We start from the raw sequence: 13,455 nt of genomic DNA on the forward strand, positions 1-13,455 counted from the left end.
TATGTCATTTTACGATGCGAGTAACAGTGTTTATCTCGATGATGTTAAAGCGAAACTAGAAGAACAAGCAAAAGCGGCGAATGAAGCCGTGAACGAAGCGATCAAAAACCTAGAAACCAACGCTGATGACCCATCAAAGCTGGCTGAATTGCAGCACACCATCAACAAATGGTCGGTGGTTTACAACATCAACGCGACCACGACTCGTGCTATCAAGGATGTGATGCAGTCGATTCTGCAGAAGGTGTAAGTTATGGAAAAAGACATGCGTTTGCTGCTGGCCGAAACGGCTTTGATGGCAACCGGTATGCATCGCCACGAAGAGGCAGAGACAATTGCGTCTTGCCTCGAATCCCAAGGGGATACCGAAGAAGTTGTGGCAATGATTCGTTCTATGAGTTTGATGAATCGTGGTCGCTACGAAGAGGCGCATCGCCTGCTTGAACCTGTGTGCGTGAACTCGCCTGACTTAGTCTGCTTAGCGGCTCTGGCGGCGGGTAAAGCAGGGTTAGCGAGCAAAGCGGAATCTTGGCTGGCGATCGCTTCAAAAGGCAGTGAAGAAAGCCAAGCCTTTGCAACGAGCTTCTCTCAGGATATCAGGAACCTTTAATGAAGGTTGAAAACAACTCGCTCAACTATGCGCTCAGTCAGGTTCAGCAGCCAGCCAAAGTTGATCCGCATGAGGCAAATAAGATGAGCCGTTTGATGAGTGAAAGTGCGTCAGACAGCAGTGCATCAGAAAGCAATTCATCAAACAAGAGTGCATCGCCAGTGCAAAAAAGCACGGACATCGTCTCTCAGTCTGAGGCCAAAGTGACGGCAGTTAAAGAGTGGTATGAATCGCTCAAGAGTTCCGGAAACTTTAGCTCAGCGGCACTTAACCGCTCACTTGACGGAGCGCTTACTTCTCCAAGCGAGCAGAAAGAGGCGTTGTGGTATGCACTTAGCCAGGAAAGAAGCGTAAAAGGCACCGATAAAGCGTCTCCAGAATTACTGGCTTCACTCGAACAAGAGTTACTGGGCAGCTTTTCTGGACGTTTGCTCGCCGATCCTCCAAAAGACCGTGAGGAGCTAAAAGTGCTGCTGTCTGAGCATTTCCCTCTGGGCGCGCAAAAGGAACAAGCACTTTGGCATAGCTGGGCCGAGTTGAAAGACATTCCTGATCAAGAGCCATTGTTAGACATGGTTCGGGAAGAGTTGAGCTTTGTTATACAAATCAACTCAATGGTCAAAAACATGCTGACTTACAGCCACAAACTAGAGCTCTCATAGGAACGCAGATGATCAATACGCAATACACCGAAGTCATGCAGACGAATCTAGAGCAAGTGCAAGATGCGCAAGCTCAGGATGGGCTTAGCGAACGTTTCGAGCAAGCGATGTTGGCCCCGGAAGGAAACAATGGTTTAGAAGGTGGTTTGTTAGAAAACATTAGCGAACTGAAAAATACCATCGATAACGCAAAAAGCAGCTTAACCGACAGTATGAAAATGGTGGGTGACGATCCTGCTCAGCTTTTGCAAATGCAATGGGCGTTGACTCGAATTACCTTTCAAGAGGAACTGATCGCCAAGACGGTAGGTAAAACGACGCAAAACGTAGAAACACTGTTAAAGGCACAGTAGTCACAATGAAGTCAGTCATCACAAGAAAAACAATGCGTGCAGTAAGCATGTTACTGGTTCTATTTTTGGTGGGTTGTCAGACCGAACTTTACACCGGTGTGAGCCAGAAAGAAGGCAACGAAATGTTGTCAATCTTACTTTCTGAAGGTGTCGTCGCCACCAAAGAACCGGATAAAGACAACACCGTCAAGTTGATGGTAGATAACGCACAAATTGCGTTTGCGGTTGATGCGCTTAAGCGCAAAGGTTACCCAAGAGAGGAGTTCTCGACACTAAAAGAAGTCTTCCCGAAAGACGACCTGATTTCGTCTCCGCTTGCTGAGCGAGCAAGACTTATTTACGCGAAATCGCAAGAGCTGTCGTCCACATTGTCACAAATTGATGGTGTGTTGATTGCTCGCGTTCACGTGGTACTTGAAGACCAAAATCTTCGTCCTGGTGAGCGCCCAACGCCAGCATCGGCATCTGTATTTATCAAACATGCCGCGGATGTCGCGTTGGACTCTTATGTCCCTCAAATTAAGCTGTTAGTAAACAACAGTATCGAAGGGTTGAACTACGATCGTATTAGCGTGGTGATGGTGCCATCTTCGGAAGTTCGCGTGACTTCTCAAGGTAATCAATTCGAAAGCATTCTGTCGATTCAAGTGACCAAAGACACCGCAAGCCATCTGATTGCTATCCTTGTTTTCTTGGTACTGCTGATCATTGGCTCTAACGCAGCAACGTTTGCTTGGTGCCGCAGGAACGTGAAACGTGGTTAATTCCGAAACGCCGGCTTCCCAAATTCAGCATCAGTTTAACTATTGCCCTTGCAGTTATATTGACGAAAGTTGGGTAATGGAAAAACAGCCTTGGTTGTTAAAACTCCAAGGATGGAGAAACCAAGCGGCCATCAATCAGTGGTGTATTGAAGACTGGTCGTTGTCGCCAATTACGGATCATGCTTTTAATCATCCATACAACAGTCTGGCTTTACTGCCTGTAGAGGCAACAAATCGGCTGCTGTTGATGATTGGCGGAATCATGCATTGCCAAGCGATGCGCCAAGTGGTGCTAAAGCAACCTAAACAATGTCTTAATCAGGTCTTTGGGGTGGATGAAACGCGTTTTTTGATCCAACAAGGACCGATGATGATTTCCAACTGGCCCAGCGGTTGGCAAAAGCCACTGCCAACCAGCCTTGATGAAAAAAGCTTTGAAAAGACAGCCCGAGAGCTGGGTTATTTATGGGTCACGTTCTTACTGGCAAAGTCACCATCAGAGCTAGTGCAACGATGGCAATTTAAGCTCGATCGTCAACTGACGCTGACGGATCGCAGTGCAGATTGGTTGGATGACGCGCATCGTGATCTCGCATATCGACTTATCAAGAAAATCGCAAAACAGGTAATTCCTCAATGGTTTCATTTGTTGAAATAAAAACCGACAACTTGCAATTGGCGCCGGGCTTAAAAGTGCTCAAAGCAAAAGACTATGTGAGTTACTTAGATTCGCAGCATTTGGTTGAGGCGGCGCACTCAAAAGCAGAAAGTATCATTGCGAAAGCGGACGAAGCCTATGAGCTAGAAAGGCAGCGAGGTTATCAGGACGGCATCGATCAAGCGAAGATCGAGAACGCCGAAACCATGCTGGCAACACTTGCTCGATGCAACGAGTACTATTTGCAGGTCGAGCAAAAAATGACAGGCGTTGTGCTCGATGCCGTCAGAAAGATCATCAACAGCTTTGATGATGTGGATACCACTGCAAGTGTCGTGAGAGAGGCGCTTCAGCTTGTCAGTAACCAAAAGCAAGTGATTCTTCATGTGCATCCAGAGCAGGTTACTGAAGTGCGGGAGAAGGTTTCTTCCATACTCAGTGATTTCCCTGAAGTGGGGTACGTTGAAGTCATTGCCGATGCGCGTTTAAAAAACGGCGGCTGCATACTGGAGACCGAGGTCGGTATTATCGATGCGAGTATCGACGGTCAGCTGCAAGCGCTCAAGCAAGCTATTACCAAGCAATTGAGTGAACGCCAGCAGATACAGCCCTAATGCGTTTATTTTTGCTCTCCGAAAGTCCAGCCATGCTGGGCTTTTTTATTTTCAGTGGCTGGCTATTTCTAGATTCAGCATCAATTTCCTCTCACTAGCATTCAACTGAAAGCCGTGAGCGCTAGCCGATAAAGGCGCCCTAAAAACTTCTGACCAAAAGTGATATATGGCGAATGCCCTTACGCTTATCGTTTTGATTACTCAATACGAAAAGGGGTCCTCGCAATGAACAAAGAAGAAATCATAAACAACTGGCTATCCGACTTATCTGGCGGGCAATGGCAGCTTTTGAATGGTCAATGCAACTTAGTTGGCGAAGATGGCATGCATTACGCCACGATTTTCAATTATGAAAACCGCATGGTGGCCATGTTCCCTTTGTCACCAGCCAAGCAGCCTGAGGGGGGAATATCACTTTCCAAACTGCTGGCGCTAAATTCTCACCCCGATGTTGTCGGCATTGCGTCGTTCTCGTTAGCCGCTGACAACGCCACTGTTGTACTCAACTTTGCATTGCCGGATGAGTCTGTGGTGAATAGCGATCTCAATGTCTTTTGGCAAAATGCACTCAGTTTACGCAGTGCCTTGTTTGATGCGATCACTGAATCCACTGCGGGGTGATCGATGCAAACAACGATTCGAACAGACGGCGCGGCAAGTACTGCGGCTTTGCTGTCCTCACAGCAGACACTAAGCGCGGCAAGCACCGCGGCTAATACCTCTTTAAGTCAGGTTTCATCGGTCTCCGTTTCCTTAGTCGGCAATCAACCGCCGCTGAACACTCAACCAGTCTCGATGCCCCCATTGCGTCAGGCCGAGGAAGAGTTTAATCACGCCATCATGCGTGCTGCCCAGTATGAAGGTAGCATTGAAAATTTAGTCCGAGACAAGGTAAATGCGCAGTTTCCAACAACCTCTGACGCGGTGAAAAACCAGATAGTTGCTCAGTCGGTGGAAAAGATTGCAGAAGCCAACCAAGCATTTGAGTTTAACCATTTGGGCAATGACCTGCTGCAGAGCCCTGCCGTTGAGTACATGTCTCAATCGTTTTTGCGTCGGATCCTAGAAAACGTAGCGATCGCTCAAGCGAAAGATCCTTCAGTGCCAGTAGCAAAGAAAAATGAAGACGCTGGCATCGGTTTTCTGGACGGCTGGAGTGATGATGACGTTAAGTGGGCAGAACAGCTCAACAGCGTACTCAAGGACCCAAAAGCCAATGCTCGAGTACTGACCACATTAGCTTATAGCCATTTGAGGGTATTTCGTGATCCTTCACGACTTAAGATGATGGGCGATGCTGTGAATCAGCCGCTGCTGAATGCTAAGGAAGCAAACCAAAGGCTGAACATTTTCCACTTACACGGTGAAGGGGCGCAGCCAGAGATCTCGACGCCGACCACCACCCAGCCCCACGGTTGGGCATGGCTTAAGTATGCCGATTGGAATACAAGTGAAGTGCTCGGCAACAAAACCGGCAATGACTTTATCGGCAGTCGTCAAAATGGCGACCCTCACAAAGGGACCGGATTCAAGTTTCAAGGAATGCAGGAGGCTATGAAGCCTGCGGCTTATCACAACGACGCTGTTGCTTTAAAAGAGCGTCCAGAACATGAGTCCGGCTATGGTGGTTTCGTTATCAATGACAAAACGTTAACCACGATTGGCGACGATAAACCAACTTCGGTCAACTGGCGCCAACAAAACATGGATAAGAAGTTACCTATGTTTGCGGGGCCATCCAGTACCACCTCTTTTATGTACGAAGTGGCACGCCTTCTCAAAATGCCTGCTTCTGAAGCGCAAGCCTTTCGAGCCTTGCTGTTGGGGTGGATGATTCAGCCGCGTGATCACAGTTTTACAGAGATCATGGGAGCACTAGATGCTTATGCAATGGAACACAATGATCACGGCGCTGCGACAGTAGACAGTGATGGCATGATGGCGTGGCAAGCACGTGAGACGGGCAATTGGCTTGGTGCTTACGAGGGGCTGATAACCCAAGACATCGACTTACCCGGTATGGATGCCAAGACAATCACACTAAATGGACAAGAGGTTCATCTACCCGCGATTGAACCGGTGAAAATGAGTGTCGAAGAGTTCGATCAATCTGTGACTCAAGGGAAAGGCTACCCATCACAATATGCTGGGAGTGAGTATCTTGATGTACTGGCGCAGGCTGCGCAGAGTGATCAAGAAGCAGACGATACCTTTGGCCTAGCTTCAGAGAAAATTCACTACGCTCCGCAAAATATGAATGACTTGAAGTTATACAATACCGAGCAGCGAACCATGCCGGAATTGCCTGAGCGAAAACCGTCAGGGCTACCCTTTATCGATGGTGTTAAAGCGAAAGCATTAGGCAACTGGTTGGAGGGTAAGTCTCCTGCGCAATACCAACAGCTTCTCAGTAATGCTGCGTCTTTGTTGGCAGAATCTTCACAGGAAGGATCGCTAAGTAATGTTTTTCGTTACGGTGAGCGTAATGACGTGTGGGAAACCTTTCGTACGGTAGATAAGTCGAACATGCTTGATGCTCAGTTGGTGCTCAAAAACAAACCTGATCACCAAGATGCGTTAGCCTTTTTACAGGATATCGCGAGCAGCAAAGCCACACCAGCTGAACGCCAACAAGCGGTATTAGAAGCCATTGGTGATGATGCAAATAACCAAGCGACGCTGATTAACGCGATGCTGCTGGCGACGACTCGATTCTATACAGGGAATGGCGCAAATATTATCAACCCAGGCTACGGCGATTTTGCTCCACCAAAGAACGAGAGTGAAATGGAGATGCGTCTTCAATCGTTCCTAAAACGTAATCAATACACGAGTTCTGCTGAGCGAGCGCAGGCGAAGAAAGAGTATCGCCAGAACGTGGATATGTTACAGGCTGCGATAGACTCTCCAATGTTTGAACGATACTCCGGTAAAGTCTGGCACGGCTGTCACACCAGTGTTGCCGATGCGGCGTTAGAGAAGGGAACCGGTTTTCAGTTTCCTGGCTTTATGAGTACAACGCGTGCTCCAGACGTGGCACAAAGTTATATGGCGAAAGGTGCGCTTTTGGTCATTAACCCGGCACCAGACCTTGGGGTGAATATTGAACCCATCAGTAATGCGGAAGGTGAGAGAGAAATCTTGGTTCCTGCAGGGACGTCTTTTACTGTGGAACAAAGCTATACCTTACACCTGGAGAAAGGTTACCCGCCTGCAGCCAATACGGCGATGAAAAAGCGAATTTACGATGCAGAAGTGGCTACGGGGAGCCGCAAACCTCATGTGACCATACGCATAACGACGCCAGAGATGGAGGAAGCGGGCCTAAGTGGTCAAAGCGATCCAAAAGGAGAGGCGGAGCTTGCTGACTTGATTGAGCATATCAAGAAAAATCCCTCGACTATGGAAGAGCAAACCAAGGTTGTCGTATTGAGCCGAGAGTCCAGTGCACCAAGCGTCAATACCGCGAATGCGGATAAAGCGGCAACAGAAGCCTTTAAACCAATGTACTCTGGTGGCTTTGTTTAGCCAAATGCTCAACTACTTAAGTAAGTTTATTCAACTCGAGGTCTCTCAACAGTTTTAGCTTGCTTGAGACTGAAACAGTAAAGCTCAGCACACCATGCTGAGCTTTTTTCTCATCATGTGTCTTATCATAAACGGCTTAAAATGAAAAAAAGCCGACCATATCTAGCATATTCACCCATCTGTATTCAGCATAATAACCCCATCAGCCAACACTCTGCGCTTATCTAAACCGCAGAGATGTAAATACTAATAAATACAAAAATAGGAATGTAAATCAGATGGTCAACGGATTTATATCGACCCTTCTAAACGACTTTGCAAAGCGTTGCCAAATAGAAACGCTGGAATTTGATGAAGAAGGTTGTTGCCGCTTAATTATGGATAACGAAGTGGCGATTACACTTCGCTCAAATGAAGAGAAGCTAACGCTTATTGGTTTAATTTCCGGTGATAAACCACATCCCGATGTTTATTTTAAACACATGAAGGCAGCATTAACAAAAGATGAGCCCTACGTTTGTTGGGATGAAGATGCTGGCTACATCGGTTTTATTCACATTCATCAAACGATGTTAACCGAGACATATTTTGAAACGTCGATTGCTCAATTTGTTGATTGGTTAAAGCTGTCAGCAAGCCCGCAGGAGCAAGCGGCGCAAGAACAGAAACAAACACAGACAATAGATGCGGCTCAATTTGCCACATTAAGGGTATAAATAATGATCAGTTTTGGAAACGTAAGCGCACTTCAAGCGGCACTTCCGCAAGCGCGAAATGAGATTCTAAGTGAAGGTAAACTCAATGTTGGTGGCAAGGAATATAAGGTCGATGCAGATACTCAGCAGTTTGTTCGTTCAAACCCAAGTAATAGTGCAGTCGCTCGATTCTTTGAAGCAACGGGTAAGCTATTTAGAGAAGGCAACACAGACTCAGTAGCGAAAGCGATTACGAAATCGGTATTTGATAATGAGCTTGGACAAGCTCAGCGCTTGCAAACCAGTTCTTCTGTTGAGCACGGTCAAATGCTGTTTAAAGATGCCAGCCTTAAAACGCCGGCCGATGTGTTAAATGCCTTTAGCCGACTTGATGCTCAGGCGATTAAGTCAGACAGTGGTGAACTTAACCAATTGGCTGAGCGCGCGATGTCAGAAGCGCTATTGGATACGAAATCAGGACAGGACTTGAAGTCACAAATTGGTGAGGGTGCAACAAAAGCATTAGCTGGCAAAGTGGTTAAAGCTTTTGGTGGCGGTGCGATGGGCGTGAAGAACAACCCAAATACCGCGATGGGCTTGGAAGTTGTATTTGAAACCGAGGTTAAGAACTTAAAAGCGGCACAAGCACATATTGAAGGTTTGGCAAACAAAGACTTGAGTTCGGGTGTCTATGCGGATTCGCTAGCGGAAGATAAGTTCAATAAAACCGGCACGACGAACAACCTTGAACGCGCAGCGGCTTGGATCATTAACGCATCGACTTCGAAAGGAAACGATGCTGATAATATTACCACGCTTCTTAAAGAGTACGCGGCCAATGATAAAGACTTGCTGAACATGGATAACTTAAAAGAGCTTCATGCGCGAGCGGTGCCGAATATTGAAAGAGATTACCGAGGCCCAGCGACGGCTGGTGGCGCACTTCCATCAAGCATTGGTGGTGAAGGCATGCTAAAACAGCACATAGAGGGCTTTTTGAAAGAAAACCCAGTGGCAGATAAAGATCTTGGTAAGCAGTTGTTTGCTGGCGTGATTGGCTACCATGGCTTCACGGATGGTAACGGTCGTATGGGACGTATGCTGTATGCGATTGCTGAGCTGAGAAACGATTCATTTACGCCTCTCGCTTTAAGCGCAGAGCTTAGCCTTCACGGGATTAAGTAAATATCCACTCCATATTTAGAGCGACGAAAGTCGCTCTTTTTCGTTGTGAGTTATATATAAATATTGAAGTGTTAAACCAAAGTAATAAGTTTTTATTACTGGTTTTAATGTTTTCTCCTTGAATTAATAAATTAAACCTATTGATGGGTTATTATATTTAAATGTCTTGTTTAAAACGGATTTTTATATTCATTCCGCTAGGTTTTATTCAATTGTTTATTTCTATTATTTTGTGCAGTAGTTCACGAGAGATAATGGAAAACAACAAAATAAAAGCTAATTTCGACATCGCAAAATCTCTATTTACGGTTTACTAGAGAGAGTAAATAGAGGGAATTGCAATGAATACACTACAAGTTCTATTAAATGAGTTTTGTGAGATAAATGAGCTACCACCACTTAACTTTTCTGAAGAAGGTCGCTGTCAATTATTAGTTGATGACCGCTATGTTATTTATTTTAGCGCAACAGATAACAACGATCTTATTCTGTCCGTGGCTTTTGGTGGACTCGAAAAAAGTGGTGAGCTGAGGGTGAAAGGCCTTGAGCTCATAGCTCATGCCAATTACTTCGCCATTGCAGAGGGGGGGCTAACCCTGTCACTGGCACCAAATGGCAGGCAGCTTGTTCTTGCTGGCAGGAAGCCAATAGAGCACTTAGATGCCGCGAGTTTGTCAACTTGGTTCCATGCGCTCAATGAGCAAGCTCAGCTCTGGCAGGCTCGATTTTCGATGCTAGACCAAGACATCACTCCATTACCCAACACACAGCCATCTCACGTACAGACCCTTCGAGTCTAAGGAGTTCATCCATGGTAAATCCAACCAATAAAATCAGCCAAAGCCCGGTCCCTAGCTTAGATCAATTTCGCTCTGTGGCGGCGCAAAAAGATGACCGAGTGATCAGCAAGCGTGGCAAGGTAAAAGAGCCGTCGACCTTCCATAAAGGGCAAAAGTTTGCGGCAGTGAGTGAACATTTGCTGCGTTCAAAATACCCAAAGTACTTTCAAGAAAATATTAAGACTCATCTTGATTTAAAACAGGCACTGCTGAAAGAAGAAAAGCCTCAGACAGCATTGTTAGCTTTTTCCCTTGTCAGCCCATCAGGATACCGAGGTGAACCGCTAACGGAACGAAAGATCCTTGAAGTAGTGAACTTGTTAGAAGAGGTTAAGATTGACGGTAGCGCTTATGAAAACCTCAAAGGTACGTTTGATTCAATTAGTCACGATCCGCGCTTACAGGTGAGCCTCGAAAAACAACATCCAGGGAAAATGGATGGTTTTGGTGCAGAACTGCTTGAGATGGCAAAAGAGAAGCTCAAAGGCACTGGTGTGAATGCGGCGATTAACCTTGCCTTGCCGGGCGTTGGATTACTGGTGGCGACAGGTCGCGAGTTGCACAAAGCAGCGGTAAATGGCGATGCGGAGGCTTACCATCATCAATTGGATCTAATTGCGCAACTGCCCGGTCGTGATCAGAGGCTTGCTTTGCCGATGCAACAAACCTTAGCTCACGGGCACGCCACCTTGTCGACTGAAGGCGCTGTTACAGCAACATTAGGGATGGCGACAGGCAGTCTTGGTGCTTTTGGAGTTAACTCTGTGGGAACGGCGGGTGTGCTCCCTCTTGCAAAAGAAGCAATAGGCAGTGCTGCGGCATCTGGCTTAATCAGTGGATCTGGTTTTGTGGCAGGTCAAGCGGGCTCATATGGTTTGAATAACGAAGCTCAAGAGGTGCTGCGCCAAGATCCTATGTCTGGTGTACTGCCGCGTATTGAAGTGTCTAACAGCAAAGGAGATTTTACCTTTAGTATGCAAGATGCCGCGTCAGTGCGTGCTTTGATGGCGTATTTAGGCCCAAAAGAGGACAAGTCGATGACGTCTCCTCAGGCGCCGAAAGAAGCACAGGAAATGGAAACAGCGCGTTTGACTCTTAAGAAGATGCTGGGCTCAGATGCTAGCGAGCATTTAGTACCAGATGTAGATCCTATGCTTAAACTGAGTGTGGAAGATGCTCCAAGTCAAACTGAATCGGTGGTGAATGGTGCGTTTAAGAAACTGCTCAGTGAAGATTGGGACTGGTTGATGCCAGCAGTCCGAGCCATTGATCAAGGTAAGGCACAGGACATCAATAAGACTTTGACCTACAAACTACCTCTTGATGCAGCGAACGGACGCGTGTACTTAGATAAAAGCCCGAACCTGAGTGAAGGGCAACTGTCAGCGTTAGAGAAGCTAGGCTCACCAAGCCAGTTAAGATTGATGTACTTAGCAGAAGGCTGGATTTAATCCGTTGAGTTTAAAAGAAAGCTCGCGGTGAAATCCTAATTAAGAAGAAAAGCAAAAGGGAGCATTTTCTCTAATGCTCCCATTAAAGCTAAGTTGGTATGCGTAAACCAATTCTTAGAGGTTTATTAAAGTACCAACCTTTAGTTTTTCATATTCTCAAGCATATAGTTGAGTACGTCATCGTTGTCGTTAATGAGGTTCTCGATTACATCAAGGTGGTCTCTTTTTCGAGCGAGGTAAATGCGACACTCTTGCTTAGCATCAAGCACGTTGGCGTGGTATTCCTTTGTTTGTCGGAAGAACTCAGGCGTGTCCAGCTCTGGAACAATCAAGTGCAACGGCGCCAGTTTCTCTTCTGAAGGAAAATCATTAAGCAGTGGACTCACCTTCTCCGATGATTCATTGGTCATCTGAATGTTATCGTTCACGAAGCTGTTCACAAGTGGTCGAATATCAAAAAGGCCAGCGATTGAAAAAACATCTTTGAGTTTCTGTTTGCCTTCTGCTTCTACTCCAAATTGTTCCCAATCTGTTTTATGGAGCATGGATACAAGTTGGCCGCCAGCCGAGTGGCCTACGAGGTAGACTGCGGGAGAATTATTTTCGACTGCGAGTGATAAGATTTCTTTAACGGCAAGCTGCATCTGTTTAAGGATGGACTCCATTGGCGCACCGTTTGTCCAGTCTTGAGCCATTCGGTAACTTGGCATGTAAACCGTAAAGCCATTTTGATTGAAAGGCTTCGCGATAAACCCAAATTGTTCTTTTGAAAACCATTGCCACCACCCGCCATGAATGTAGATAACCATAGGCGCATCTTTGGCAATCCCCTTTGGCTTATAGGTATCTATTTTTCCAGAAAACTCGCCTTCTCCATATGCCATTTCGGTAAGTCCTGTTTCCAGGTTTGTTCGATAACGCTCACTTTGTTGGCTGGTAAATTCTATGTGTTTCGGTAACAAATCATCCGTGGGTAATCTATTGGTCCATAACGTCGGATTGTATTGTTCATCTGCTATCTCTCGTGAGAAGTATTGTGCAATTGAGCTTATTCTTGTTTTGTTCACTATTTCGTCCTCTTTGGTTGCTTTAGGGCATTATTAATGATTTTATTGGAGTGAAAAAGATGGGTAATTTGGTACGGACTGTTTAATTTTTATAAACTATGAACAAGTATATGCGTCATATGATCATCTTCACGAGAGTTGTGGAGACGGGATCTATTACTGCGGCTGCACGCGAATTAGGGGTGGGTAAATCCGTTGTTAGTCAACATTTGAGAGCTTTGGAGGAGGCGTTAGGTGTTTTGTTACTCAAGCGTTCTACTCGCCAACAATTACTTACGCCTATGGGAATAGAGTTTTTTGAGCGGTGTAAAAAGATTAGCGAGCTTGTTGATGAGGCATGGGATATGGCAAGGATCAGCCAAGTTGAGCCAAAAGGAATGGTTAAGATTAGTTCACCTCACGCGTTGATCGAGCCAGTGATATCACCGGCAGTGGGGCATTTAGTCAGTATCTACTCTGAATTGGTTCCTACGATTCTAGCCAATGACGGCAGCGTGGACTTATTTGAAACGGCGGCTGATCTCGCGATTCATGTCGGTGAGCTGCCATCAAGTGAGTACAGACAAAGAAGGATAGGTAGTTTAAAGAAAGTGCTTTGTGCAAGCCCTTCATATATTCAGAATCATGATCTCAGCATCGCGAAACTTATTAAGGATCCGTCTCATTTGCTCGCCTGCGATTATGTGGCGAATATCTGGGAGGGGAAATCTATTCGATATACTTTACAACACTCGTCCAGTGGTGAGCGAATAGAAGTGTCGCTGGAAGCGAATCGCTTTAATGATTCGGTCCATTCGGTTATCTCTATGGTCAAAGCGGGAGCCGGTATGGCATTAATTCCTGAATTTATGTTCGAAAGCCTCAGACGCAAAGGAGAATTAGAGAACATTTTCCCTGGGTATACGCTTCCCAAGATTCCTATTTATGCTGTTCATAATTACGCAAAAACGCCTCCGCTCAATGTCAAAATGTGTACTGATTTCATTGAACGACAGCTTAGAAACCTTAACTCTTCAGAAGATGCATAAT

The 13,455-nt window shown here is 46.1% G+C and carries 15 protein-coding genes; 14 read left to right on the forward strand and 1 reads right to left on the reverse strand.

Going from position 1 to position 13,455, the window contains the following annotated elements:
- Nucleotide 1 precedes the first annotated feature (1 nt).
- The 13 genes from sctF to KIO97_RS06325 all read left to right on the forward strand — a co-directional run bounded on the left by sctF (nt 2) and on the right by KIO97_RS06325 (nt 11,359).
- Nucleotides 2–250: a type III secretion system needle filament subunit SctF gene (gene sctF / locus KIO97_RS06265; RefSeq protein WP_005426103.1), complete on the forward strand. Its 249-nt coding sequence runs from the start codon at nt 2–4 to the stop codon at nt 248–250.
- Between the two features lie 3 nt (nt 251–253).
- Nucleotides 254–610, forward strand: a complete 357-nt coding sequence (locus KIO97_RS06270) for a YscG family type III secretion system chaperone (protein ID WP_047478813.1) — start codon at nt 254–256, stop codon at nt 608–610.
- Complete coding sequence (locus tag KIO97_RS06275) at nt 610–1,272, forward strand: YopR family T3SS polymerization control protein (protein ID WP_285381538.1); 663 nt, start codon at nt 610–612, stop codon at nt 1,270–1,272. Before KIO97_RS06270 ends, KIO97_RS06275 begins: the two co-directional genes overlap by 1 nt.
- An 8-nt stretch (nt 1,273–1,280) precedes the next feature.
- Complete coding sequence (gene sctI / locus KIO97_RS06280; protein ID WP_005426285.1) at nt 1,281–1,625, forward strand: type III secretion system inner rod subunit SctI; 345 nt, start codon at nt 1,281–1,283, stop codon at nt 1,623–1,625.
- A gap of 32 nt (nt 1,626–1,657) precedes the next feature.
- Complete coding sequence (gene sctJ / locus KIO97_RS06285) at nt 1,658–2,389, forward strand: type III secretion system inner membrane ring lipoprotein SctJ (protein ID WP_373417315.1); 732 nt, start codon at nt 1,658–1,660, stop codon at nt 2,387–2,389.
- Nucleotides 2,382–3,047 carry a SctK family type III secretion system sorting platform protein VscK gene (gene vscK, locus KIO97_RS06290; RefSeq protein ID WP_103410051.1) on the forward strand — a complete coding sequence of 222 codons (666 nt, stop codon included), beginning with the start codon at nt 2,382–2,384 and terminating at the stop codon, nt 3,045–3,047. Before sctJ ends, vscK begins: the two co-directional genes overlap by 8 nt.
- Complete coding sequence (locus KIO97_RS06295; protein ID WP_005426171.1) at nt 3,026–3,661, forward strand: HrpE/YscL family type III secretion apparatus protein; 636 nt, start codon at nt 3,026–3,028, stop codon at nt 3,659–3,661. Before vscK ends, KIO97_RS06295 begins: the two co-directional genes overlap by 22 nt.
- 225 nt (nt 3,662–3,886) lie before the next feature.
- Nucleotides 3,887–4,282, forward strand: a complete 396-nt coding sequence (locus tag KIO97_RS06300) for a hypothetical protein (RefSeq protein ID WP_285381541.1) — start codon at nt 3,887–3,889, stop codon at nt 4,280–4,282.
- 3 nt (nt 4,283–4,285) lie between these two features.
- The gene (locus KIO97_RS06305; RefSeq protein ID WP_285381543.1) at nt 4,286–7,189 is read left to right on the forward strand and encodes an ADP-ribosyltransferase; all 2,904 of its coding nucleotides are present in this window, start codon (nt 4,286–4,288) and stop codon (nt 7,187–7,189) included.
- A 278-nt stretch (nt 7,190–7,467) separates the two neighbouring features.
- The gene (locus KIO97_RS06310; protein WP_285381544.1) at nt 7,468–7,905 is read left to right on the forward strand and encodes a CesT family type III secretion system chaperone; all 438 of its coding nucleotides are present in this window, start codon (nt 7,468–7,470) and stop codon (nt 7,903–7,905) included.
- Nucleotides 7,906–7,908: 3 nt separating this feature from the next.
- Nucleotides 7,909–9,069 carry a VopS family T3SS effector adenosine monophosphate-protein transferase gene (locus tag KIO97_RS06315; protein WP_285381545.1) on the forward strand — a complete coding sequence of 387 codons (1,161 nt, stop codon included), beginning with the start codon at nt 7,909–7,911 and terminating at the stop codon, nt 9,067–9,069.
- 341 nt (nt 9,070–9,410) lie between these two features.
- Nucleotides 9,411–9,869: a CesT family type III secretion system chaperone gene (locus KIO97_RS06320; protein ID WP_285381547.1), complete on the forward strand. Its 459-nt coding sequence runs from the start codon at nt 9,411–9,413 to the stop codon at nt 9,867–9,869.
- An 11-nt stretch (nt 9,870–9,880) separates the two neighbouring features.
- Nucleotides 9,881–11,359 (forward strand): CesT family type III secretion system chaperone, encoded by a 1,479-nt coding sequence (locus KIO97_RS06325; protein ID WP_285381549.1) that lies wholly within the window; start codon nt 9,881–9,883, stop codon nt 11,357–11,359.
- Nucleotides 11,360–11,499: 140 nt separating this feature from the next.
- Here the strand turns inward: KIO97_RS06325 and KIO97_RS06330 are convergent, their stop codons facing one another.
- Nucleotides 11,500–12,426: an alpha/beta hydrolase gene (locus KIO97_RS06330; protein ID WP_285381551.1), complete on the reverse strand. Its 927-nt coding sequence runs from the start codon at nt 12,424–12,426 to the stop codon at nt 11,500–11,502.
- A 110-nt stretch (nt 12,427–12,536) separates the two neighbouring features.
- Here KIO97_RS06330 and KIO97_RS06335 point away from each other — a divergent pair, with 110 nt between their 5' ends.
- Nucleotides 12,537–13,454 carry a LysR family transcriptional regulator gene (locus tag KIO97_RS06335; protein ID WP_285381553.1) on the forward strand — a complete coding sequence of 306 codons (918 nt, stop codon included), beginning with the start codon at nt 12,537–12,539 and terminating at the stop codon, nt 13,452–13,454.
- Nucleotide 13,455: the final 1 nt, after the last annotated feature.

The sequence above is a fragment of the Vibrio sp. B181a genome (assembly GCF_030248375.1).
Classification (GTDB): Bacteria; Pseudomonadota; Gammaproteobacteria; order Enterobacterales; family Vibrionaceae; genus Vibrio; species Vibrio campbellii.